23 protein-coding genes are annotated in these 20,934 nt (G+C 66.4%); 19 read left to right on the top strand and 4 right to left on the bottom strand.

Going from position 1 to position 20,934, the window contains the following annotated elements:
* The first annotated feature begins 147 nt into the window (after positions 1-147).
* Entirely contained in the window at positions 148-4,026 is a 3,879-nt protein-coding gene (locus ACSFA7_RS25705; RefSeq protein WP_435501975.1) for a DUF3683 domain-containing protein, read from the top strand.
* Positions 4,023-4,463, top strand: a complete 441-nt coding sequence (locus ACSFA7_RS25700; protein WP_435501974.1) for an HIT family protein — start codon at positions 4,023-4,025, stop codon at positions 4,461-4,463. The genes ACSFA7_RS25705 and ACSFA7_RS25700 overlap by 4 nt, the downstream gene beginning before the upstream one ends.
* 18 nt (positions 4,464-4,481) lie before the next feature.
* Here the strand turns inward: ACSFA7_RS25700 and ACSFA7_RS25695 are convergent, their stop codons facing one another.
* Positions 4,482-5,264 (bottom strand): hypothetical protein, encoded by a 783-nt coding sequence (locus ACSFA7_RS25695; RefSeq protein ID WP_435501973.1) that lies wholly within the window; start codon positions 5,262-5,264, stop codon positions 4,482-4,484.
* A 99-nt stretch (positions 5,265-5,363) separates the two neighbouring features.
* Between ACSFA7_RS25695 and ACSFA7_RS25690 the strand changes: the two genes are divergently transcribed.
* The 17 genes from ACSFA7_RS25690 to ACSFA7_RS25610 all read left to right on the top strand — a co-directional run bounded on the left by ACSFA7_RS25690 (position 5,364) and on the right by ACSFA7_RS25610 (position 19,382).
* Positions 5,364-5,777, top strand: coding sequence for a gamma-butyrobetaine hydroxylase family protein (locus tag ACSFA7_RS25690; RefSeq protein ID WP_435501972.1), 414 nt, complete (start codon positions 5,364-5,366; stop codon positions 5,775-5,777).
* Between the two features lie 157 nt (positions 5,778-5,934).
* Positions 5,935-6,666: a bifunctional demethylmenaquinone methyltransferase/2-methoxy-6-polyprenyl-1,4-benzoquinol methylase UbiE gene (gene ubiE / locus ACSFA7_RS25685; RefSeq protein WP_435501971.1), complete on the top strand. Its 732-nt coding sequence runs from the start codon at positions 5,935-5,937 to the stop codon at positions 6,664-6,666.
* 33 nt (positions 6,667-6,699) lie between these two features.
* The gene (locus ACSFA7_RS25680) at positions 6,700-7,731 is read left to right on the top strand and encodes a Tim44 domain-containing protein (protein WP_435501970.1); all 1,032 of its coding nucleotides are present in this window, start codon (positions 6,700-6,702) and stop codon (positions 7,729-7,731) included.
* Between the two features lie 51 nt (positions 7,732-7,782).
* Positions 7,783-8,340 carry a ubiquinone biosynthesis accessory factor UbiJ gene (locus ACSFA7_RS25675; protein WP_435501969.1) on the top strand — a complete coding sequence of 186 codons (558 nt, stop codon included), beginning with the start codon at positions 7,783-7,785 and terminating at the stop codon, positions 8,338-8,340.
* Positions 8,337-9,902 (top strand): ubiquinone biosynthesis regulatory protein kinase UbiB, encoded by a 1,566-nt coding sequence (ubiB, locus tag ACSFA7_RS25670; RefSeq protein WP_435501968.1) that lies wholly within the window; start codon positions 8,337-8,339, stop codon positions 9,900-9,902. The genes ACSFA7_RS25675 and ubiB overlap by 4 nt, the downstream gene beginning before the upstream one ends.
* 12 nt (positions 9,903-9,914) lie before the next feature.
* Positions 9,915-11,363 (top strand): high affinity choline transporter 1, encoded by a 1,449-nt coding sequence (locus ACSFA7_RS25665; RefSeq protein ID WP_435501967.1) that lies wholly within the window; start codon positions 9,915-9,917, stop codon positions 11,361-11,363.
* 84 nt (positions 11,364-11,447) lie between these two features.
* Entirely contained in the window at positions 11,448-11,783 is a 336-nt protein-coding gene (locus ACSFA7_RS25660) for an FmdB family zinc ribbon protein (protein WP_435501966.1), read from the top strand.
* Between the two features lie 7 nt (positions 11,784-11,790).
* Positions 11,791-12,423, top strand: coding sequence for a DUF502 domain-containing protein (locus ACSFA7_RS25655; protein WP_435501965.1), 633 nt, complete (start codon positions 11,791-11,793; stop codon positions 12,421-12,423).
* A 37-nt stretch (positions 12,424-12,460) separates the two neighbouring features.
* Positions 12,461-14,266 (top strand): aspartate--tRNA ligase, encoded by a 1,806-nt coding sequence (gene aspS / locus ACSFA7_RS25650; RefSeq protein WP_435501964.1) that lies wholly within the window; start codon positions 12,461-12,463, stop codon positions 14,264-14,266.
* 7 nt (positions 14,267-14,273) lie between these two features.
* Positions 14,274-14,747, top strand: a complete 474-nt coding sequence (nudB, locus tag ACSFA7_RS25645; RefSeq protein WP_435501963.1) for a dihydroneopterin triphosphate diphosphatase — start codon at positions 14,274-14,276, stop codon at positions 14,745-14,747.
* Positions 14,744-15,511, top strand: coding sequence for an endonuclease/exonuclease/phosphatase family protein (locus ACSFA7_RS25640; protein ID WP_435501962.1), 768 nt, complete (start codon positions 14,744-14,746; stop codon positions 15,509-15,511). The genes nudB and ACSFA7_RS25640 overlap by 4 nt, the downstream gene beginning before the upstream one ends.
* A gap of 73 nt (positions 15,512-15,584) precedes the next feature.
* Entirely contained in the window at positions 15,585-16,316 is a 732-nt protein-coding gene (gene folE / locus ACSFA7_RS25635; protein ID WP_435501961.1) for a GTP cyclohydrolase I, read from the top strand.
* Positions 16,317-16,318: 2 nt separating this feature from the next.
* Positions 16,319-16,741 (top strand): BLUF domain-containing protein, encoded by a 423-nt coding sequence (locus ACSFA7_RS25630; protein WP_013543155.1) that lies wholly within the window; start codon positions 16,319-16,321, stop codon positions 16,739-16,741.
* A gap of 9 nt (positions 16,742-16,750) precedes the next feature.
* Positions 16,751-17,632 (top strand): DMT family transporter, encoded by an 882-nt coding sequence (locus ACSFA7_RS25625; protein WP_435501960.1) that lies wholly within the window; start codon positions 16,751-16,753, stop codon positions 17,630-17,632.
* Positions 17,633-17,645: 13 nt separating this feature from the next.
* On the top strand, positions 17,646-18,467 hold the full coding sequence (locus ACSFA7_RS25620) for a DUF429 domain-containing protein (protein ID WP_435501959.1): 822 nt from the start codon (positions 17,646-17,648) through the stop codon (positions 18,465-18,467).
* A 121-nt stretch (positions 18,468-18,588) separates the two neighbouring features.
* Positions 18,589-18,786 carry a CsbD family protein gene (locus ACSFA7_RS25615; protein WP_093057487.1) on the top strand — a complete coding sequence of 66 codons (198 nt, stop codon included), beginning with the start codon at positions 18,589-18,591 and terminating at the stop codon, positions 18,784-18,786.
* 77 nt (positions 18,787-18,863) lie between these two features.
* Positions 18,864-19,382, top strand: coding sequence for a BON domain-containing protein (locus ACSFA7_RS25610; RefSeq protein WP_435501958.1), 519 nt, complete (start codon positions 18,864-18,866; stop codon positions 19,380-19,382).
* A gap of 85 nt (positions 19,383-19,467) precedes the next feature.
* Here ACSFA7_RS25610 and ACSFA7_RS25605 read toward each other — a convergent pair whose 3' ends face one another.
* Genes ACSFA7_RS25605 through ACSFA7_RS25595 form a run of 3 tightly spaced genes read right to left on the bottom strand, consistent with a single transcriptional unit; the run spans position 19,468 to position 20,898 of the window.
* Complete coding sequence (locus ACSFA7_RS25605) at positions 19,468-20,031, bottom strand: ferritin-like domain-containing protein (RefSeq protein WP_435501957.1); 564 nt, start codon at positions 20,029-20,031, stop codon at positions 19,468-19,470.
* Positions 20,028-20,528 (bottom strand): hypothetical protein, encoded by a 501-nt coding sequence (locus tag ACSFA7_RS25600; protein ID WP_435501956.1) that lies wholly within the window; start codon positions 20,526-20,528, stop codon positions 20,028-20,030. Before ACSFA7_RS25600 ends, ACSFA7_RS25605 begins: the two co-directional genes overlap by 4 nt.
* Positions 20,515-20,898, bottom strand: a complete 384-nt coding sequence (locus ACSFA7_RS25595; protein ID WP_435501955.1) for a phage holin family protein — start codon at positions 20,896-20,898, stop codon at positions 20,515-20,517. Before ACSFA7_RS25595 ends, ACSFA7_RS25600 begins: the two co-directional genes overlap by 14 nt.
* Between the last annotated feature and the right edge of the window lie 36 nt (positions 20,899-20,934).

Here is a 20,934-nt window from a genome sequence, read left to right as displayed (position 1 = left end):
TGGCCTTCGGGGGCCAGGCGGATTGGCGGGGCTGGCGCTCCTAGCACAAGGGCAAGGGCAAGGTCACGAGGCAAGACCCCAAGCCCTGCCCTAAAATCCACCCCCCGGCTACATGGGCGCGCAGCGCCTGGCCAAGGGCCCCACCCGATGAATGCTCCGACCGCGTTGAACACGCTGTTGGCACAGGCCGCAGAGCCTGTCCGACTGCGCGAGATCCCGTACAACTACACCAGCTTCTCCGATCGCGAGATCGTGATTCGCCTGCTGGGCGAACGTGGCTGGGAACTGCTGCAGACCCTGCGCGCCGAGCGCCGCACCGGCCGATCGGCGCGCATGCTCTACGAGGTGCTGGGCGACATCTGGGTGGTGCAGCGCAACCCCTACCTCGTCGACGACCTGCTCGACAACCCGCGCCGCCGCGGCCAACTGGTCGAGGCGCTGCGCCATCGGCTGGCCGAAGTGCAGAAGCGCCGCACCCCCGACAGCGACATGCCGCGCGACCAACTGGTCGGCGAGCTCACTGCCTTGGTTGGAGATGCGGTTGCGGCCTTCGACACCAAGTTCCGCGACGTTGCGGCGCTGCGCCGCAAGGCCACGCGGGTGCTGGGCCGGCTCACCGCCAAGGACAACATCAAGTTCGACGGCCTCTCGCGCGTGTCGCACGTGACCGATGCGACCGACTGGCGCGTGGAGTACCCCTTCGTCGTGCTGTGCCCCGACACCGAGGCCGAGATGGCGCTCCTGGTCAAGGGCTGCATCGAGCTGGGCCTGACCATCATTCCGCGCGGGGGCGGCACCGGCTACACCGGCGGCGCGATTCCGCTGACCTGGAACAGCGTCGTCATCAACACCGAGAAGCTCGAGGCGATGACCGAGGTCGAGCACATGCCGCTGCCCGGGCTTGCCGACCCCGTGCCGACCATCTGGACCGAAGCCGGCGTCGTCACGCAGCGCGTGGCCGATGCAGCCGAGCGAGCGGGCTTCGTGTTCGCGGTCGATCCCACGTCCGCCGAAGCCTCGTGCGTGGGCGGCAACGTCGCGATGAATGCAGGCGGCAAGAAGGCCGTGCTCTGGGGCACGGCGCTCGACAACCTCGCCTCGTGGCGCATGGTCACGCCGCAGGCCGAATGGCTCGAAGTCACGCGCATCGGCCACAACCTGGGCAAGATCCACGACGCCGAGAGCGCCCTGTTCGAACTGCAGTACTTCGCGGCCGATGGCAAGACGAAGCTGCGCACCGAGCGCCTCGATATTCCCGGCAAGACCTTCCGCAAGGAAGGCCTCGGCAAGGACGTGACCGACAAGTTCCTCTCGGGCCTGCCGGGCATCCAGAAGGAGGGCTGCGACGGCCTCATCACCAGCTGCCGCTGGGTGGTGCACAAGATGCCTGCGCACACGCGCACCGTGTGCCTCGAATTCTTCGGCAACGCGAAGGACGCGGTGCCCAGCATCGTCGAGATCAAGGACTTCATGTTCGCCGAGCAGAAGCGCTCGGGCGTGCTGCTGGCCGGCCTGGAGCACCTGGACGACCGGTATCTGAAGGCTGTCGGCTACGCCACAAAATCGAAGAAGCACGGCGGCTTGCCGAAGATGGTGCTGTTCGGCGACATCGCGGGCGACGACGCCGATGCGGTGGCGCGCGTCACCTCGGAAGTGGTGCGCATCGCCAACTCACGCAGCGGCGAAGGTTTCATCGCCATCAGCCCCGAGGCGCGCAAGAAGTTCTGGCTGGACCGCAAGCGCACGGCCGCCATCAGCAAGCACACCAACGCCTTCAAGATCAACGAAGACGTGGTGATCCCGCTGCCGCGCATGGCCGAGTACAGCGACGGCATCGAGCGCATCAACATCGAGCTGTCGCTGCAGAACAAGCTCGCGCTCACCGACGAGCTCGAAACCTTCCTCGCGCGCGGCAACCTGCCGCTGGGCAAGACCGACGACGCGCACGAGATTCCGGCGGCCGAGTTGCTCGAAGACCGCGTGGCACAGGCCGTGGCGCTGGTGCACGAGGTGCGCGCGCTCTGGGCTGGCTGGCTGCAGAACGTCGATGCTCTCTTCCCGCAACTGCAGGACCACAGCCTGCGTGCGAGCTGGAAGACGCAACTGCGCCAGCCGCTGCAGGAGATTTTCTCGGGCGCCGAATTCGCGCCGATCCTGGCCGAATGCACGGCCATCCACAAGCGCGTGCTCAAGGGCCGCGTATGGGTCGCGCTGCACATGCACGCGGGCGACGGCAACGTGCACACCAACATCCCCGTGAACAGCGACAACTACGACATGCTGCAGACCGCGCATGCCGCGGTGGTGCGCATCATGGCGCTGGCGCGCAGCTTGGACGGCGTGATCTCGGGCGAGCACGGCATCGGCATCACCAAGCTCGAATTCCTGAGCGACGAAGAGCTGCGCCCGTTCACCGAATACAAGGCCCGGGTCGATCCCGAAGGCCGCTTCAACAAGGGCAAGCTGTTGCGCGCGCCCGCGGGCGAAGCGGTCACGTTGCACGCCGACCTCACCAACGCCTACACGCCGAGCTTCGGCCTCATGGGCCACGAGTCGCTGATCATGCAGCAGAGCGACATCGGCGCCATCGCCGACAGCGTGAAGGACTGCCTGCGCTGCGGCAAGTGCAAGCCGGTGTGCGCCACGCACGTGCCGCGCGCCAACCTGCTCTACAGCCCGCGCAACAAGATCCTTGCGACCTCGCTGCTGGTGGAGGCCTTCCTCTACGAGGAGCAGACCCGGCGCGGCATCAGCATCAAGCACTGGGAAGAGTTCGAGGACGTGGCCGACCACTGCACCGTGTGCCACAAGTGCCTGACGCCCTGCCCGGTGAAGATCGACTTCGGCGACGTGTCGATGAACATGCGCAACCTGCTGCGCAAGATGGGGCAGAAGAGCTTCCGGCCCGGCAACGCGGCGGCGATGTTCTTCCTGAACGCGACCAACCCGCAGACCATCAAGGCGGTGCGCGCGGGCATGGTGGGCATCGGCTTCAAGGCGCAGCGCCTGGCCAACGACCTGCTGCGCGGCCTGGCGAAGAAGCAGACCGCCGCGCCGCCGGCCACGCTGGGTGTGGCGCCGCTCAAGGAGCAGGTGATCCACTTCATCAACAAGAAGATGCCGGGCAACCTGCCGAAGAAGACGGCGCGCGCGCTGCTGGACATCGAGGATGCGGACTACGTGCCGATCATCCGCGACCCGAAGGCGACCACGTCGGAGACCGAAGCGGTCTTCTACTTCCCGGGGTGCGGGTCGGAGCGGCTGTTCTCGCAGGTCGGCCTCGCCACGCAGGCGATGCTCTGGCACGCGGGCGTGCAGACGGTGCTGCCGCCGGGGTATCTGTGCTGCGGCTATCCGCAGCGCGGCAGCGGCCAGTTCGACAAGGCCGAGAAGATGATCACGGACAACCGCGTGCTCTTCCACCGCGTGGCCAACACGCTCAACTACCTCGACATCAAGACGGTGGTGGTGAGCTGCGGCACCTGCTACGACCAGTTGCAGGGCTACCAGTTCGACAAGATCTTCCCGGGCTGCCGGATCATCGACATCCACGAGTACCTGCTCGAGAAGGGCATCACGCTCGCCGGTGCGGGTGGTGGTGGCTACCTCTATCACGACCCCTGCCACTCGCCGATGAAGCTGCAGGACCCGATGAAGACGGTGAAGGCGCTGGTGGGCGACAACGTGCTCAAGAACGACCGCTGCTGCGGCGAGTCGGGCACGCTGGGCGTGTCGCGGCCGGACATCTCCACGCAGATCCGCTTCCGCAAGGAAGAAGAGCTCAAGAAGGGCGAGGCCGCATTGCGCGACGCCGGCCAAGTCGGCGCCAAGGACAACGTGAAGATCCTCACCAGCTGCCCGAGCTGCCTGCAGGGCCTCTCGCGCTACGGCAACGACCTGAACAACGGCCTGCTCGAAGCCGACTACATCGTGGTCGAGATGGCCAACAAGATCCTGGGCGACGATTGGATGCCGAAGTACGTGGCCGCCGCCAACCAGGGCGGGATCGAACGGGTGCTGGTATGACGGCGCAGCACGGGTGCCCCTTCTGCGAGGGCCCCGGCGGCCGCGTCGTGTTCGAGGGCGCGAAGCTGCGCGTGATCCATGCGGAAGAGGCGGGCTTTCCGGCTTTCTACCGCGTGATCTGGCGCGAGCATGCGCCGGAGTTTTCCGATCTCGATGCAGCAGACCGCGTGCTGTGCATGGAAGCGGTGACGGCGGTCGAACAATGCCTGCGTGAGCAGCTGAAGCCCACGAAGATCAACCTCGCCGCGCTCGGCAACATGGTGCCGCACCTGCATTGGCACGTGATCGCGCGCTTCGACTGGGACAGTCACTTTCCTTCGCCGTTCTGGTCGGCGGCGCAACGCGCGACGCCGGTCGATCGCGTGGCGGATCTGCAGGCGCTGTTGCCGAAGGTGGAGGCCGAGATGGTCCGCCGGCTGGCGTTGCTGCAGGGCTGAGCTCGACGACGACCGCGCTCAGCGCGCGGAGGCCGTGCGGGTCGCTGCCAGCTTGCGGTTCGCGCAGGCCTCCTTGAATTCCGGCGTGGCGCGCATCTCCTTCGAGAAGCGCTTCGATGCGACGCTGCCATCGCGGCATACGCGATCCAGTTCGGCCTGAGCCTCGCGGTTGCCCGCATGCGATGCATGGGCCAGCACGCGCAGTGCGTGGATGGGCAAGGCGGACGGCACGCTTGCCGATGAGGTTGCCGCTTCGGTCTTGGGCGCGGATGTGGCCGGCTTGGCCGTCTCGTTCACCGGCAACGTGCGGCCTGTACCCGCCGAGGTGGGCAGTCGCTCGACCGCGGTGAAGTCGCCGCTCTTGCCCGCGCGTTCGACCATCTGGCGATAGCTGTCCATCATCCGCGAGGTGTCCCTGGGCGTCAGGTCCTTCGCGGGCTTTGCGAGATAGGCCGCGACCTCGGGTGGCAGCGCGGCGTTCACTGCGCTGAATTCGGGCGCTGCGGCCCGCGTCCCGAACTGTGCGGCATGTGCCGTATCGTCGCCCAGTGCTGCTGCGCCTTTGCCGGCCACACCTGCCACGCCGGTCGCGCTCTCCGCTGCGACGGCGCCTGCACCTACCGCGGCACCCTTGCCAGCCGTACCCGCCGCCTTGCCCGCGGTTGCGGCCTTGCCTGCCGCCTTGCCGAGCAAGCCCAGGAAGGCATGCGCGGGCATGACGGAGCCGGCCGCCAGTGCGGTGCAGAGGGCAAGGGCTGCCCAGTTCGGGCGCGATGATCGATGGCGTTGGCGTGTCTGCATCCTGCGATGCTAAGCGCTGGTATTCGCCGGACGGCGCGCGTGCGGGCACGGCAGCGCGGCATACTGCGCGCCTCCCGAGAATTTTCCGAACGGATCCCTATGGCAGGCTTGAAACCGGGCGCACCGACGCCGCAATCGATCACCGTGCACGGCCAGTCGCGCGTGCTCGAAGTGGGCTTCTCGGACGGCGCGACCTTCCGCATTCCCTTCGAGCTCATGCGCATCTACTCGCCCTCGGCCGAAGTGCAGGGCCACGGCCCGGGCCAGGAAGTGCTGCAGACGGGCAAGCGCGATGTCGAACTCGTCGGTCTCGAGCCCGTCGGCAACTACGCCGTGCAGCCGGCCTTCAGCGACGGCCACGACACTGGCATCTATTCGTGGGACCTGCTCTATGAACTTGGCGCGAACCAGGCCGACCTGTGGGCGCAATACGAACGCCGGCTCGCTGAAGCGAGTGTCGATCGCGATGCGCCGATGATCGACAAAGGCGGGTCTGCGTGCAGCAGCCACTGACGCTTCAAATTTCCTTGGCGCTATTGAAAAGATAGCTCTGCAGGCAGCAAGGACGCGCGTTGCAGCGTCTCTTCATTTGAAGAAAAAGCAACAAATGCCCGCCGTAGGCGCGGGGTCGTCGCCTTGATGTGTGGGCTTCCGGCCTAACATCGGTTGCATGAGTACAACCCACTTCGGCTTCGAGAAAGTCGACGAAAGCGAGAAGGCGCAACGTGTCCGCGGCGTCTTTGATTCGGTGGCCTCCCGCTACGACGTCATGAACGACCTGATGTCAGTGGGCCTGCACCGCGCCTGGAAGGCCTACACCGTGATGGTGGCGAACGTGGGCGAGGGCTCGCGCGTGCTCGACATCGCGGGCGGCACCGGCGACCTCGCGCTCGCCTTCTCCAAGAAGGTCGGCGCCACCGGCCAGGTGGTCCACACCGACATCAACGAAGCCATGCTGAGCACCGGCCGCGACCGCCTGCTCGATGCCGGTGTCGCGCTACCCACGCTGGTCTGCGATGCCGAGAAGCTGCCATTTCCCGACGACCATTTCGACGTCGTGACGGTGGCCTTCGGCCTGCGCAACATGACGCACAAGGACGCCGCGCTCCAGGAAATGAACCGCGTGCTCAAGCCGCGCGGCAAGCTCCTCGTGCTCGAGTTCTCCAAGATCGCCAAGCCGCTCACCAAGGCCTACGACTGGTACTCCTTCAACGTGCTGCCGCGCCTTGGCAAGCTCGTGGCCGGCGACGACGCGAGCTATCGCTACCTGGCTGAATCCATCCGCATGCATCCCTCGCAAGAGGAGCTCAAGACCCTCATGAAAGAGGGCGGTTTCGGACATGTGGACTATCACAACATGACGGGTGGCATCGCTGCCCTGCATGTTGGAATCAAGTGTTGATTGAAGCGAATTTTTCGCTCTAGAGGAGACGACATGAAAAGTTTGAGTTCTTTGTTCCTGGCAGCCGCGTTGGTGCTCGTGAGCGTGCAGGCCGACGCCGCCCGTGTGGGTGGCGGCAAGTCCTTGGGTCGCCAGTCGTCCAACGTGACGCAGCGCCAGTCCACGCCGCCTGCCGCACCTGCGCAGCAGAACGCGACCAACTCGGCCGCCAAGCCTGCAACGCCCGCGCCTGCAGCCGCCGCACCGAAGCGTCCGTGGGGCGCGATGCTCGGCGGTCTTGCCGCCGGCCTCGGTCTCGCATGGCTCGCAAGTTCGCTCGGCCTGGGCGCTGGTTTCGCCAACATCCTGCTGATCGGCCTGCTGATCTTTGCGGCGCTCGCCGTGTGGCGCATCTTCAAGGCGCGTTCGGCTGCTTCGAATGGTGCCAATAGTCAAGGCCAGGGCGGCTTCGCGTTCCAGGGTGCGGGCGCGAGCCCCTCCAACGCCAGTGCGCCGGCGCAGTACAGCCCGAACAACGTGGGCAACGATGCCTCGGCACGGCCATGGGAGCGTTCGGCCGCGGCCTTCGACGCCACGCCGGCCGACGGTGATCGCCATGGCAGCAGCCTGTCTGCAGCAGGCGCCGCAGCCGGCGGCAGCATGATCGGCTCCGCGCTGGGCGGTTCGCAGTCCTGGGGCATCCCCACGGGCTTCGATGTCGACGGTTTCCTTGGCGCCGCCAAGCGCAACTTCGTGACGCTGCAGGACGCATGGGACCGCGCCGACGTGTCGATGCTGCGCTCGATGATGACCGACGAGATGGTCGAGGAAATCCGCACGCAGCTGGCCGACCGTGCGAGCCACACCGGCGGTTCGTCGAACAAGACCGAAGTCGTGATGCTCGACGCCAAGCTGCTCGGCATCGAAGAGCTGCCCGACGCCTACATGGCGAGCGTGGAGTTCTCCGGCATGATCCGCGAGGACGCCTCGGCAGGCCCGGGCCCGTTCCGCGAAGTGTGGAACATGACCAAGCCGACCAGCGGCGCTGGCGGCTGGCTGGTTGCCGGCGTGCAAGCGCTGCAGTAAACGACAGACGTTCGTGGCCGCCGGGCCGCGGACAGAAACGATAATGGGGACATGGCCACACCATCGTCCCCTTTTTCTTTTCTCGGCGACCTCTTCAACCGCATCGGCGAGCGCCTGCAGCCGCCGGACTGGGCGGTCCACGAGATCCAGCACCGCGCGGTCCTGTTCCTCAACCACGTGCTGCAGCAGGAGCCCGAGGCCCAGCAGCGGCTGCTGCGCCAGCAGGGCAGGGTGGTGCGCTTCCAGTGGCGCTTCGTGACCATGGAACTGGTGGCCACGCCGGCCGGCCTGCTCGACCTGGCTCCGCCCGGCTCGACCCCTGAACTCACGCTCACCGTCACCGACGATTCCCCCTTCGAGATCGCCCGCGCCACGCTGCGCGGCGACAAGCCCTCGGTGCAGATCGTCGGCGACGTGCAGCTGGCCGCCGAGGTCAACTGGCTGGTCGACCACGTGCGCTGGGACGTCGAGGACGACCTCGCGCGCGTGATCGGCGATGTGCCCGCGCACACCCTGGGCAACGGCGTGCGGCGCGTGGTGACGGCGTTGCGCCAGTTCGTCGGCGACCGCACGGCCAAGGCCGGCGGTTCGGCGGGCCAGGCCGAATGAGGCGCTTCTACCGCGGCCTGTTCATCGTCTGGGTCGCACTGCGCTACGGCCTGGACGAGCTCGTGCTCACGAGCTTCCAGAAGCCCTGGCTGCGCGTGGTGGCCCGCGTCGTTTCCATCGGCCGCAACCTCGATGCGCCGCGCGGCCAGCGGCTGCGCGAGGCGCTCGAGCGGCTGGGCCCCATCTTCGTGAAGTTCGGCCAGGTGCTGTCGACCCGGCGCGACCTGCTGCCGCCCGACATCGCCGACGAACTCGCCTTCCTGCAGGACCGCGTGCCGCCGTTCCCTTCGGCCGTGGCTGTGGCGACCATCGAGCGCGCATTCCGCCGGCCGGTGGGCGATGTGTTCGTGCAGTTCGACGAGACGCCGATCGCCAGTGCATCGATCGCACAGGTGCACTTCGCGACCATCCGCACCAACCAGGGCGAAATCCGCGATGTCGCGGTGAAGGTGCTGCGCCCCAACATGCGCGGCGTGATCGAGAAAGACCTGGCGCTCATGGCCATGATGGCCGGCTGGGTCGAGAAGCTATCGCCCGACGGCAAGCGCCTGAAGCCGCGCGAGGTGGTCGGCGAGTTCGACAAGTACCTGCACGACGAGCTCGACCTGGTGCGCGAGGCCGCCAATGCGGCCCAGCTGCGCCGCAACATGGCTTCGCTCGACCTGGTGCTGATCCCCGAGATGTTCTGGGACTTCTGCCACCCCGAGGTGATCGTGATGGAACGCATGAACGGCGTGCCCATTGCCCAGCTCGACCGCCTGCGCGCGGCCGGCGTCGACATTCCCAAGCTCGCGCGCGACGGCGTCACGATCTTCTTCACCCAGGTGTTCCGCGACGGCTTCTTCCACGCGGACATGCACCCGGGCAACATCCAGGTGAGCCTGGCGCCGGAGACCTTCGGGCGCTACATCTCACTCGATTTCGGGATCATCGGCACGCTCACCGAGTCGGACAAGGAATATCTCGCGCAGAACTTCGTCGCCTTCTTCCGACGCGACTACAAGCGCGTGGCCGAGCTGCACCTGGAAAGCGGCTGGGTGCCGGAGGGCACGCGCATCGACGAGCTGGAGGCGGCGATCCGCACCGTCTGCGAGCCGTACTTCGACCGGCCGCTGAAGGAAATCTCGCTCGGCATGGTACTCATGCGCCTGTTCCAGACCTCGCGGCGCTTCCATGTCGAGATCCAGCCGCAGCTGGTGCTGCTGCAGAAGACGCTGCTCAACATCGAGGGCCTCGGCCGCCAGCTCGACCCCGAGCTCGACCTCTGGCACACCGCCAAGCCGTTCCTCGAGAAATGGATGGTCGACCAGATCGGTCCGAAGAAGCTGTTCCAGCAGCTCAAGGCCGAGGCGCCACGCTATGCAAAATTGCTGCCGCAATTACCTCGATTGCTTCACGATTTCCTGGAAAATCGGCCGCCCGATCACCGCCGCGAACTGCTGGAGCTGCTGGCTGCGCAAAAACGCACCAACAAGCTGCTCCAGACCATCATCTACGGTGGCATAGGTTTTGTATTGGGGTTGCTCGCCATGCAATTGCTGGTGCGTGTGAAGTTGTTCTAGAGGAGATTCCCCGTGCTGCTGACGTTGGTTGTCATCTATCTGCTGGTCACCATCGCCATCGGGCTCTATGCCGCCAAGCGGGTGAAGAACACCACCGACTTCGCCATCGCGGGGCGGCACCTGCCGCTCTTCATGATCGTGACGACCACCTTCGCGACCTGGTTCGGGTCCGAAACGGTGCTCGGCATCCCGGCCAAGTTCATCGAGGGCGGCCTGAACGGCGTGGTCGAGGACCCGTTCGGCGCGGGCACCTGCCTGATCCTGGTGGGCCTGTTCTTCGCGGGCAAGCTCTACCGCATGACGCTGCTGACCATCAGCGACTACTACCGCGAGCGCTACGGCCGCACGGTGGAAGTGGCCTGCACGCTGATCATCATGCTGAGCTACCTGGGCTGGGTCTCGGCGCAGGTCACGGCGCTGGGGCTGGTGTTCAACGTGCTCTCGGGCAATGCCATCAGCATTCCGCTGGGCATGGTGATCGGGGTGGTCTCGATCCTGGCCTACACGCTCTTCGGCGGCATGTGGTCGGTGGCGGTGACCGACTTCATCCAGATGATCATCCTGGTCGCCGGCCTCGCGGTCATCGCGGTGTTCGCCGGCAACATGGCCGGCGGCGCCGACAAGGTGGTGGCCTTCGCGGTCAGCAAGGACCTCTTCAAGTTCTGGCCCGAGCCCAACTGGCACGACATGGTGTTCTTCTTCGCCGCGGCCATCACGATGATGCTGGGCTCCATTCCGCAGCAGGACGTGTTCCAGCGCGTGATGTCGGCCAACAGCGTCAAGGCCGCCCAGCGCGGCCCGGTGATCGGCGGCGTGGCGTACATCCTGTTCGCCTTCGTGCCGATGTTCCTGGTGGCCAGCGCGCTGCTGATCATGCCGGAGGAGGTGGCCGTGCTGCTGAAGGAAGATCCGCAGAAGGTGCTGCCCACCCTGGTGCTGCAGAAGATGCCGTTCGTGATGCAGGTGCTGTTCTTCGGCGCCCTGCTGTCGGCCATCAAGTCGACCGCCTCGGCCACGCTGCTGGCACCCAGTGTCACCTTCACCGAGAACATCTGGCGCCAGTTCCGCCCCTCGGGCACCGATCGCGAGAACTTGAGGACCATGCGCATCACGGTGCTGCTGTTCAGCGCCGCCGTGCTGGCCTATGCCATCCGCATGCAGGGCACGCCGATCTACGAACTGGTCTCGGGCGCCTACCAGGTGCCGCTGGTGGGGGCCTTCGTGCCGCTGGTGTGCGGGCTGTACTGGCGTCGCGCCACCACGCAGGGGGCGGTTGCGTCGATCCTTCTGGGCATCGGCACTTGGCTGTTGTTCCTGGCGATGCCTTGGGGCGCCGTTTTCCCGGCCCAGTTGGCGGGCGTTCTGGCCTCGTTCACCGGCATGGTGGCCGGCTCGCTGCTGCCGCAGTGGGTAGCGAACACTCACACGCCGCATCGGCCGCTGGCCACCGAAGCGGCCTGAGAGCACCCCGGCAGCGGGGTGGGCCCTTATAATCGAGGGCTTTGCGAGCGGCAGCTGCGCCGCTTTTTGGACCCCTATTTCCCCATGCCCATCTACGCCTACAAGTGCAGCGCCTGCGGCTTTGCCAAGGACGCTTTGCAGAAGATGTCCGACGCGCCCCTCACGGTGTGCCCGGCGTGCGGCGCCAGTGCCTTCGAAAAGCAGGTGACGGCCGCCGGTTTCCAGCTCAAGGGCTCGGGTTGGTACGTGACCGATTTCCGCGAAGGCGGCGGCAAGAAGGCCGAGCCCGCCACCGCCCCCGTGGCGAGCGAAGGCGCCAAGTCCCCCGAGTCTTCCTCCAGCGCCGCCGCGCCGAGCCCTGCGCCTGCACCGGCGGCAGCGGCTCCCGCCCCCGCGCCTGCCGCCAAGAGCGGCGACTGAGACCCCCATGCTCGCCCTGCGCAAATGGTTGTTCTCCGGCTTGCTGGTGATCGTTCCGCTGTTCATCACCCTGGCGGTGCTGAAGTGGATCATCGACACGCTGGACCAGACGCTCTGGGTGCTGCCTGTCGTCTGGCAGAAATGGCTGTTCGAGAACAATATCCGCGGCCTCGGCGTGCTGCTCACGCTGGCCATCCTGCTGGTGGTCGGTGCCATTGCGAGCAACTTCGTCGGCAAGCGCCTGCTCGGCTGGGGCGATGCCGTGGTGCGGCGCATTCCGGTCGTGCGCTCGATCTATTCGAGCGTCAAGCAGGTCTCGGACACGCTGTTCTCCGAGAACGGCAACGCGTTCCGCACGGCGGTGCTGGTCCAGTGGCCGCGCGAGAACGTGTGGACCATTGCCTTCGTGACCGGCGCGCCGGGCAACGAGGTGGCCGAGCACCTGGGCAACGAGGAATTCCTCAGCGTCTACGTGCCGACCACGCCCAACCCCACGGGCGGCTATTTCGTGATGCTCAAGCGCAGCGACTGCATCGAACTGAAGATGAGCGTGGACGAAGCGCTCAAGTACATCGTCTCGATGGGCGTGGTCGTTCCAGGCGGCCCCTCCACGGTGGCGATCAAGCCATCCAACTCATAAAAACGAACGCGCCACGACGGCGCCGGAAGTCATCCCTATGGCCATGCGTACTCACTATTGCGGTCTTGTGACCGAAGCCCTGTTGGGCCAGACCGTCACCCTGTGCGGTTGGGTCAACCGTCGCCGCGACCACGGCGGCGTGATCTTCATCGACGTGCGCGACCGCGAAGGCTACGTGCAGGTGGTGTGCGACCCCGATCGCGCCTCCACCTTCGCCGTGGCCGAAGGCCTGCGCAACGAGTTCTGCGTGCAGATCACCGGCCTCGTGCGCGCGCGCCCCGAAGGCACCGTGAACGAGCAGCTCAAGAGCGGCAAGATCGAAGTGCTGTGCCACGAGCTCAAGGTGCTCAACCCGTCGGTCACGCCGCCGTTCCTGCTGGACGACGACAACCTCTCGGAAACCACGCGTCTCACGCACCGCGTGCTCGACCTGCGTCGCCCGGCCATGCAGCGCAACATGATGCTGCGCTACAAGGTGACGATGGAAACGCGCAAGTTCCTCGATGCCAACGGCTTCATCGACATCGAGACGCCGATGCTGGGCAAGTCCACGCCCGAAGGCGCGCGCGACTACCTCGTGCCCAGCCGCGTGCACGACGGCAGTTTCTTCGCGCTGCCGCAGTCGCCGCAGCTCTTCAAGCAGCTGCTGATGGTGGCCGGCTACGACCGCTACTACCAGATCGTGAAGTGCTTCCGCGACGAAGACCTGCGCGCCGACCGCCAGCCCGAATTCACGCAGATCGACATCGAGACCTCGTTCCTCGCCGAAGAAGAAATCCGCGAGATGTTCGAAGGGATGATCCGCAACGTGTTCCGCAACGCCGCGGGCATCGACCTGCCGGTGTTCCCGACCATGACGTACGGCGACGCGATGTTCAAGTACGGCTCGGACAAGCCGGACCTGCGCGTGAAGCTCGAGTTCACCGAACTCACCGAGCTGATGAAGCGGGTCGAGTTCAAGGTGTTCTCGAACGCCGCGACGCAAAAGGACGGCCGCGTGGTCGCATTGCGCGTGCCTGGCGGCGGCGGCGAGGGTGGCCTCTCGCGCGGTGAAATCGACGCTTATCAAGAATTCGTCAAGATCTACGGCGCCAAGGGCCTGGCCTACATCAAGGTGAACGACGCGCAAGCCGGCCGCGAAGGCCTGCAGAGCCCGATCGTGAAGAACCTCGACGATGCCTCGCTGGCCGAGATCATCGCCCGCACGGGCGCGCGCAACGGCGACATCCTGTTCTTCGGCGCCGACAAGGAAAAGGTCGTCAACGATGCCATCGGCGCGCTGCGCGTGAAGATCGGCCACAGCGCCTTCGGCAAGAAGAGCGGCCTGTTCGACGACCGTTGGGCGCCGCTCTGGGTGGTCGACTTCCCGATGTTCGAGTTCGACGAGGAAGGCCAGCGCTGGAGCGCCGTGCACCACCCGTTCACCGCACCGAAGGACGGCCATGAAGACCTCATGGACACCGCCCCCGAGAAGTGCATCGCCAAGGCCTACGACATGGTGCTCAACGGCATCGAGATGGGCGGCGGCTCGGTGCGTATCCACCGCGAGGAAGTGCAGAGCAAGGTGTTCCGTGCGCTGAAGATCAGCGCCGAGGACGCGCAGCTCAAGTTCGGCTTCCTGCTCGATGCGCTGCAGTACGGCGCCCCGCCGCACGGCGGCATCGCCATCGGCCTGGACCGCCTGGTCATGCTGATGACCGGCGCCGAGTCGATCCGCGACGTGATCGCCTTCCCCAAGACCCAGCGCGCGCAGGACCTGCTGACGCAGGCCCCGAGCCCGGTCGACGAGAAGCAGCTGCGCGAACTGCACATCAAGCTGCGCAATACCCCTCAAGCCGCCTGATACGGCCATGACGACCAGCCCCTGGCCCTGGAAGATCCCGGAGTCGGTGCTGGTCGTGATCCACACGCCGGCGCTCGATGTGCTGCTGATCCGGCGCGCCGATGCCAACGAGTTCTGGCAGTCGGTCACCGGCAGCAAGGATGCGGTCGACGAGCCGCTCGCGCTCACCGCGGCGCGCGAGGTGGCCGAGGAAACCGGCATCGAATGCGGCGAAGGCACCGCGCTGGCCTCGCAGCTGGTCGACTGGCAGCTGCGCAACATCTACGAGATCTACCCGGGCTGGCGCGCGCGCTACGAGCCCGGCATCACGCACAACACCGAGCACCTGTTTGGCCTCTGCGTGCCCGAGCGTCTGACGCCCCGGCTCGATCCGCGCGAACACACCGACTGGCAATGGCTGCCGTACCACGAAGCGGCCGATGCGTGCTTTTCCCCGTCGAACGCCGAAGCCATTCTGTTGCTGCCAGAATTTGCGCGATGAACCAGCCGGCAGCATCCGCAGCGCATAACCTCCGGGTCGCGACCTACAACATCCACAAGGGTGTGCAGGGCATCGGGCCTGCCCGGCGCCTGGAGATCCACAACCTCGGCCACGCCATCGAACAGCTCGACGCCGACATCATCTGCCTGCAGGAAGTGCGCAAGATGAACCGGCAGGCCGCGGCCCGCTTCGCGCGCTGGCCCGAATTGCCGCAGGCCGACTTCCTTGCGCCCGAGGGCTACACCGCCGTCTACGAAACCAACGCGGTCACGCGCCATGGCGAGCACGGCAATGCGCTGCTCACGCGCTGGCCGGTGATCCGCACTGGCCACCAGGACATCTCCGACCATCGCTTCGAACAGCGCGGGCTGCTGCATGTCGTGATCGAAGTCGAAGGTCAGCCGGTGCACGCCATCGTGGTGCACCTGGGCCTCATCAAGGGCAGCCGCGTGCGGCAGATCGCCCGCCTGCGCGAATTCATCGACCGCGAGGTGCCGGCCCACGAGGCCGTGGTCGTGGCCGGCGATTTCAACGACTGGGGCGCGCGCATGCGCTACGCCATGAACGCGATGGGCCTGCGCGACGCGAGCGACCTGCGCGGCCCGCGCACGCTCACCTATCCCTCGCGGCTGCCGGTGGCGCAGCTCGATTTCGTTTATGGCCGCAAGCTCGAGCCGCTTTCGTGCACCGTTCCGCGCGGCCCGATCTGGGCCCGCATGTCCGATCACCTCCCGCTGGTAGCCGACTTTTCGCTACCTAATTGATAGCATCTCTCCGAGAAGGGGCGGGCATTGCAGCCCGAATGCCCTGGAGTCATTCACTGGTACGATCCCCGCCATGCTGAGGAAAACCGACGTCGAACCGCTCCCCGATCGAAAAGACGATGACGAGGGCACGCCCGTCTCCGTCAAGATCCGCGAGCGCCTGAATGCAGCGCGCAAGCGCTTCAACGCCAACGACAACATCGCCGAGTTCATCCAGCCGGGCGAGCTGGAGTCGCTGCTCGACGAGGTCGAGGTCAAGATGAAGGCCGTGCTCGAGAGCCTCGTCATCGACGTGGCGAACGACCACAACACCGACAACACCGCGCGCCGCGTGGCCAAGATGTACCTCAACGAGGTGTTCCGCGGCCGCTATGTGCCGCCGCCCGCGCTCACCGAATTCCCCAACGCCGAGCACCTGAACGAGCTGATGATCGTCGGCCCGATCACCGTGCGCAGCGCCTGCTCGCACCACTTCTGCCCGATCATCGGCAAGCTCTGGATCGGCGTGATGCCCAACGAGCACACCAACGTGATCGGCCTCTCGAAGTACGCGCGCCTGGCCGAGTGGGTCATGGGACGTCCGCAGATCCAGGAAGAGGCCGTGGTGCAGCTGGCCGACCTGATCCAGGAAAAGACGCAACCCGACGGCCTCGCGCTCGTCATGGAAGCCGAGCACTTCTGCATGGCCTGGCGCGGCGTGAAGGAGATGGACAGCAAGATGATCAACTCCGTGATGCGCGGCGTGTTCCTCAAGGACCCGAGCCTGCGCCGCGAATTCCTTTCCCTGTTGCCACGAAAGAGCTGAACATGCTGGTCCGTCTTCTTTACGCGAGCCGCGCCGTCGACACCAGCCCTGCGGCGATCGAGGCGATCCTTGCGAAGTCGCGCACGCACAACCCCGCGTGCGGCATCACCGGCATCCTCTGCTACGGCGCCGGTACCTTCCTGCAGGCCATCGAGGGTGGGCGCGACGCCATCAGCGATCTCTACGGCCACATCCAGCGCGATGCGCGCCATAAAGACGTGGTGCTGCTGCACTACGAGGAAATCTCCGAGCGCCGTTTCGGCGGCTGGACGATGGGGCAGGTCAACCTCTCGAAGCTCAATGCCTCGACGCTGCTCAAGTATTCCGAGAAGCCCGAGCTCGACCCCTACAAGGTCTCGGGCAAGGTCTCGCTGGCGCTGCTCGAAGAACTGATGGCTACAGCCGCCATCGTCGGCCGCCACTAGTCTTCAGGGGTGCCGCTCTCCGCTTTCGCGCTGATCCTGCTGGCCGGGATCATTCATGCCAGCTGGAACATCGCCGCCAAGAAGGCGAACGGCGACGCGCGCTTCGCGTTCCAGAGCGGCGTGTTCATGGCCGTGGTGTGGGCGCCGGTGGGCATCACGCTGGGCTGGAGCGTCGTGCCGACATGGGGCGCGAAAGAATGGGGCTTCATCACGCTGAGCGGCGTGCTGCACGTCTTCTACTACGTCATCTTGCTGCGCGGCTACCGCAAGTCCGACCTCACCGTGGTCTACCCGCTGGCGCGCGGCTCGGGGCCGCTGCTGTCGTCGCTGGTCGCGATCCTGTTCCTCGGCGAGAAGATCAGCCTCGTCGGCGTGGCCGGCATCTTCGGCGTGGTGCTCGGCGTGTTTCTCGTGGCCGGCGGGCCGCGCCTCTTTCACAGGAAGCACGACCCGGCCCAGCGCGAGCGGGTGCAGAAGGGCATCCGCTACGGCGTGCTGACGGGCGCATTCATCGCGGCCTACACGGTGACCGACAGCTACGCGGTCAAGTTCCTCGCGATGTCGCCGATCCTGCTCGACTACATGAGCAACTTCGTGCGCCTCGCGCTGCTGCTCCCCGCCGCGCTGCACGACCGCGTGACGACCGCGCGCATGTGGCGCGAGCAGTGGAAGTACGCGCTGCTGGTGGCGGCGATCAGCCCGGTGTCCTATGTGCTCGTGCTCTATGCGGTGCAGCAGGCGCCGATCTCGCACGTCGCGCCGGCGCGCGAGGTGTCGATGCTGTTCGCCGCGCTGATCGGCGGGCATCTGCTGCGCGAAGGCGATCGGTTGTTGCGGCTGCTGGGCGCGCTCTTCATCGCGGCCGGCGTCGTGGCGCTCGCGCTGGGCTGAAGGAAGGCGAGCCATGCTCTTCGGCTGCGATTTCTCGAGCGCGCCGACCCCACGCAAGCCGATCGTGGTGGCCATCGGAGAGATGGCCGGCACTGGCCGCGTCAGGCTGATCAGTCTTCAACGCTTCGCGACGCTCCAGGCCTGGGGCCAATGGCTGCGCGAGACGCCCGCATGGGTCGGCGGTTTCGACTTTCCGTTCAGCCTGCCGCGCGAACTGGTCGAGCAGTTGAAATGGCCGCTCGAATGGGCGCCGCTGATGGCGCACTACGCGAGCCTGAGCCGCACCGAAATCCGCGACACCTTCGCCGCCTTCTGCGCCGCCCGGCCCGTCGGCGGCAAGTTTGCGCACCGGGCGGCTGATGGGCCGGCGGGGTCGAGCCCCTCGATGAAGTGGGTCAATCCGCCGGTCGCCTTCATGCTGCATGCGGGCGTGCCGCTCCTGCTGGCGGCGGGTGCCAGCCTGCCGGGCCTGCACGCGGGCATCCACAACGAGCGCATTGCGCTGGAGGCCTACCCGGGCCTGCTGGCCCGCGAGCTGATCGGCCGCCGCAGCTACAAGAGCGACGACCTGATGAAGCAGACGCCCGAGCGCCTCGCGGCCCGCACCGATCTGCTCGCCGCGCTCGAGGCGGGCACGACCCGGCTTGGCCTGCGGCTTCAGCTTGGCGCCGATCAGCGCGCCGAATTGCTGGCCGACGCCCGCGGCGACCGCATCGACGCTGTGCTGTGCCTCGTGCAGGTCGCCTGGGGCCTGGAACGGGCCGCGAGCCCCGGTCCCGGCTACGGATTGCCCGTGCAGTTCGATCCGCTTGAAGGATGGATCGTCACGGCTTGAGCCTTCTTGTCCTACACCGCTTCGGGCCTCCGGCGACGTCTCGGCCCGCGGGGTGGGGACTAGATTGAAGTGAGTGGGTCATGCCGGCCCACGCATCTCATCCACACAGGAAGGAATCGACATGAACAAGGACCAAGTGGCAGGCCGCGTCGAAGAAGCCAAGGGCAAGCTCAAGGAAGTGACCGGCAAGGTTGTCGGCAACGAGAAGCTCGAAGGCGAAGGCATCGCCGACCAGGCCGCCGGCAAGGTGCAGAAGACCTACGGCGACGTGAAGGAAAAGGCCAAGGACGCCATCAAGTCGGGCGCCGACAAGCTGTGACCGACCCAGGTTGCGCCACCAGGGTGCAGCCCATTTCTCGTTCCATTTCCATGTGAGCGATTGACTGGAGGATTCCAATGAACAAACCCCAACAACCCATGGCCATGCCGTCCTCGCGCGCGTGGCTCGCCGTGCTCGTGGCGGGCGCCGCGTTGACGCTGGCGGCCTGCGACAAGTCGGACAACCGCACCGCCGGCGAAAAGCTCGACAGCGCGGTGGCCAAGACCGAGCAGGCGGCCGACACCGCCGCCGCCAAGACTGGTGAAGCCGTGAAGGACGCCAAGGCGAAGGTCGATGCCTCCGGCACCACTTCCGAGGTGAAGGAAGGCATGGCCAACGCGAAGGAAGCCGTCAAGGACGCCGGTGCCGCCGTGAGCGCGACGGTGGACGATGCGGCCATCACCGCGTCGGTCTCCGCGGGCCTCGCCAAGGATCCGGACCTGAGCGCAATCAAGATCAACGTCGACACCAAGGGTGGTGCGGTGAGCCTGAAGGGACCGGCACCCACGGCGGCTGCCAAGGCCCGCGCCGAGGAAATCGCCAAGGGCGTGCAGGGCGTGACCTCGGTGAGCAACGAGCTGGAAGTCAAGAGCTGATCGTTCGGCTTCCCCTCAATGAAAAAGCCCGGTTCGTCCGGGCTTTTTCATGGTTGGCCGTTCAAGCCCCGGGTTTGTCGGCCGGTCAGTGGCCGAGCCAGTCCTTCAACTCGTCGGCATGTTCTTCCTCGTCGGAAAGAATGTCCTCGAGCATGCGGCGGGTGGTGGGGTCCTTGTCGCCGATTAGCACGATCATCTGTCGATACGACTCCACCGCGATGCGCTCGGCCACGAGGTTGGCGCGCACCATGGCCTGCAGGTCGGTCGATTCGTCGTAGCCCGCGTGGCTGCGCTCGAGCAGGTGGCCGGGCGCGAAGTCGGGCTCGCCGCCCAGCTGCACGATGCGCTCGGCAATGCGGTCGGCATGCGCCGACTCTTCGTTCGCGTGCACCAGGAATTCTTCGGCGATCTTGGGCGATGCGACGCCGTTGGCGGTGAAGTAGTGGCGCTTGTAGCGCAGCACGCACACCAGTTCGGTGGCGAGCGCATCGTTCAAGAGCTTGACGACGTCGTCGCGCCATGGCCCGTAGCTGGGCGTCACGGCGCCTTCGTCGAGGCTCTGGCCTGCGGCGTCGATCGCGCCTTGGTCCAGCACCAAGTGCTTGTGCGGTTCCGCTGCCTTGCGGGAGGAGGAAGCATCGGCTTTCATGGAGGGTCCTTTCGTGGGGGGCTTGAGGTCTTCTGCATCAACGTGTTGACGACGTCAGCCACGTCGGATGTCTTGAGCACCGCTGCCAGCACTGCTGTGACCGACAGCAGCCGCCACGGCTTCACGAGCACCAGCAAGGCGCCGGTGGCCGCGGCTGCAGCCATGAGCTTGGCCGGCTCCTTGCGCGCGTAGTGTTCGAGCAGGGGACGGGCGAGCTGGCCTGCCGCGTGGGCGGGATGGCGGCGCCACCAGCGTTGCACGACGCTGCGGGCCACGGAGCCCCATACGTTGCCCTTGCCGCGGGCGTGCGGTTCAGATGCTGGACTGGTCGAGGCGTCGTGGTGCGCGTATTCGAGGTCGTCGTCGGGTTCGGACGCTGGATAGCGCTCGTCGCGCGCGTCCTCGCCGCCATGGAGTTGCCGCACCAGCGCACGCCGCGAAATGGCCAGGCGCTGCTGCGGGGTCAACGGGGGACGTCCGGTTTCAGTACTGGCCATGGTCGGCTCCGGCTGTGCGCAGGGCCTGGAGGTCGGCCTCCAGTTGCGAGCGAAGGTCGTCGAAACCGTAGCTCGGGCTGGGTCGCGTCGCATACCAGCCGCAGAGGGCCGCGATCACCACGGCGACGGCCGGCACGGCCACCAGCACCCAGTGAAAGCTGCCATGGAGCACGCCGAGCAGCACGGCCACGCCGATCAGCCCGAGGGCCAGCATGACGCTGGCGGCTGCCAGCACCCCCGCGACGATGCGGGCGACGAGGCCACGCCCGGCTTGCGCAGATTCCTGGCGGACGAGGGCGGCGTAGTTGGCGAGGTGTTCAGCGACGAGATCCGGATGCCCGAGCACCGTGGAGAAAATCGGATGAAGCATGGTGCCGGGGATCGTGGGAACGGGAAAAGCTCAAGC

Source organism: Variovorax trehalosi, from assembly GCF_051216415.1.
Classification (GTDB): Bacteria; Pseudomonadota; Gammaproteobacteria; order Burkholderiales; family Burkholderiaceae_C; genus Variovorax.
Note: the sequence above shows the minus strand (reverse complement) of the source record. Positions and strands in the feature narration are given on the sequence as shown.

Excerpts from the sequence above, each read along its gene's own strand:
- ACSFA7_RS25705 (WP_435501975.1), top strand. The coding sequence starts at position 148 with ATGAATGCTCCGACCGCGTTGAACACGCTGTTGGCACAGGCCGCAGAG.
- ACSFA7_RS25700 (WP_435501974.1), top strand. The coding sequence starts at position 4,023 with ATGACGGCGCAGCACGGGTGCCCCTTCTGCGAGGGCCCCGGCGGCCGC.
- ACSFA7_RS25695 (WP_435501973.1), bottom strand. The coding sequence starts at position 5,264 with ATGCAGACACGCCAACGCCATCGATCATCGCGCCCGAACTGGGCAGCC.
- ACSFA7_RS25690 (WP_435501972.1), top strand. The coding sequence starts at position 5,364 with ATGGCAGGCTTGAAACCGGGCGCACCGACGCCGCAATCGATCACCGTG.
- ubiE (WP_435501971.1), top strand. The coding sequence starts at position 5,935 with ATGAGTACAACCCACTTCGGCTTCGAGAAAGTCGACGAAAGCGAGAAG.
- ACSFA7_RS25680 (WP_435501970.1), top strand. The coding sequence starts at position 6,700 with ATGAAAAGTTTGAGTTCTTTGTTCCTGGCAGCCGCGTTGGTGCTCGTG.
- ACSFA7_RS25675 (WP_435501969.1), top strand. The coding sequence starts at position 7,783 with ATGGCCACACCATCGTCCCCTTTTTCTTTTCTCGGCGACCTCTTCAAC.
- ubiB (WP_435501968.1), top strand. The coding sequence starts at position 8,337 with ATGAGGCGCTTCTACCGCGGCCTGTTCATCGTCTGGGTCGCACTGCGC.
- ACSFA7_RS25660 (WP_435501966.1), top strand. The coding sequence starts at position 11,448 with ATGCCCATCTACGCCTACAAGTGCAGCGCCTGCGGCTTTGCCAAGGAC.
- ACSFA7_RS25655 (WP_435501965.1), top strand. The coding sequence starts at position 11,791 with ATGCTCGCCCTGCGCAAATGGTTGTTCTCCGGCTTGCTGGTGATCGTT.
- aspS (WP_435501964.1), top strand. The coding sequence starts at position 12,461 with ATGGCCATGCGTACTCACTATTGCGGTCTTGTGACCGAAGCCCTGTTG.
- nudB (WP_435501963.1), top strand. The coding sequence starts at position 14,274 with ATGACGACCAGCCCCTGGCCCTGGAAGATCCCGGAGTCGGTGCTGGTC.
- ACSFA7_RS25640 (WP_435501962.1), top strand. The coding sequence starts at position 14,744 with ATGAACCAGCCGGCAGCATCCGCAGCGCATAACCTCCGGGTCGCGACC.
- folE (WP_435501961.1), top strand. The coding sequence starts at position 15,585 with ATGCTGAGGAAAACCGACGTCGAACCGCTCCCCGATCGAAAAGACGAT.
- ACSFA7_RS25630 (WP_013543155.1), top strand. The coding sequence starts at position 16,319 with ATGCTGGTCCGTCTTCTTTACGCGAGCCGCGCCGTCGACACCAGCCCT.
- ACSFA7_RS25620 (WP_435501959.1), top strand. The coding sequence starts at position 17,646 with ATGCTCTTCGGCTGCGATTTCTCGAGCGCGCCGACCCCACGCAAGCCG.
- ACSFA7_RS25615 (WP_093057487.1), top strand. The coding sequence starts at position 18,589 with ATGAACAAGGACCAAGTGGCAGGCCGCGTCGAAGAAGCCAAGGGCAAG.
- ACSFA7_RS25610 (WP_435501958.1), top strand. The coding sequence starts at position 18,864 with ATGAACAAACCCCAACAACCCATGGCCATGCCGTCCTCGCGCGCGTGG.
- ACSFA7_RS25605 (WP_435501957.1), bottom strand. The coding sequence starts at position 20,031 with ATGAAAGCCGATGCTTCCTCCTCCCGCAAGGCAGCGGAACCGCACAAG.
- ACSFA7_RS25600 (WP_435501956.1), bottom strand. The coding sequence starts at position 20,528 with ATGGCCAGTACTGAAACCGGACGTCCCCCGTTGACCCCGCAGCAGCGC.
- ACSFA7_RS25595 (WP_435501955.1), bottom strand. The coding sequence starts at position 20,898 with ATGCTTCATCCGATTTTCTCCACGGTGCTCGGGCATCCGGATCTCGTC.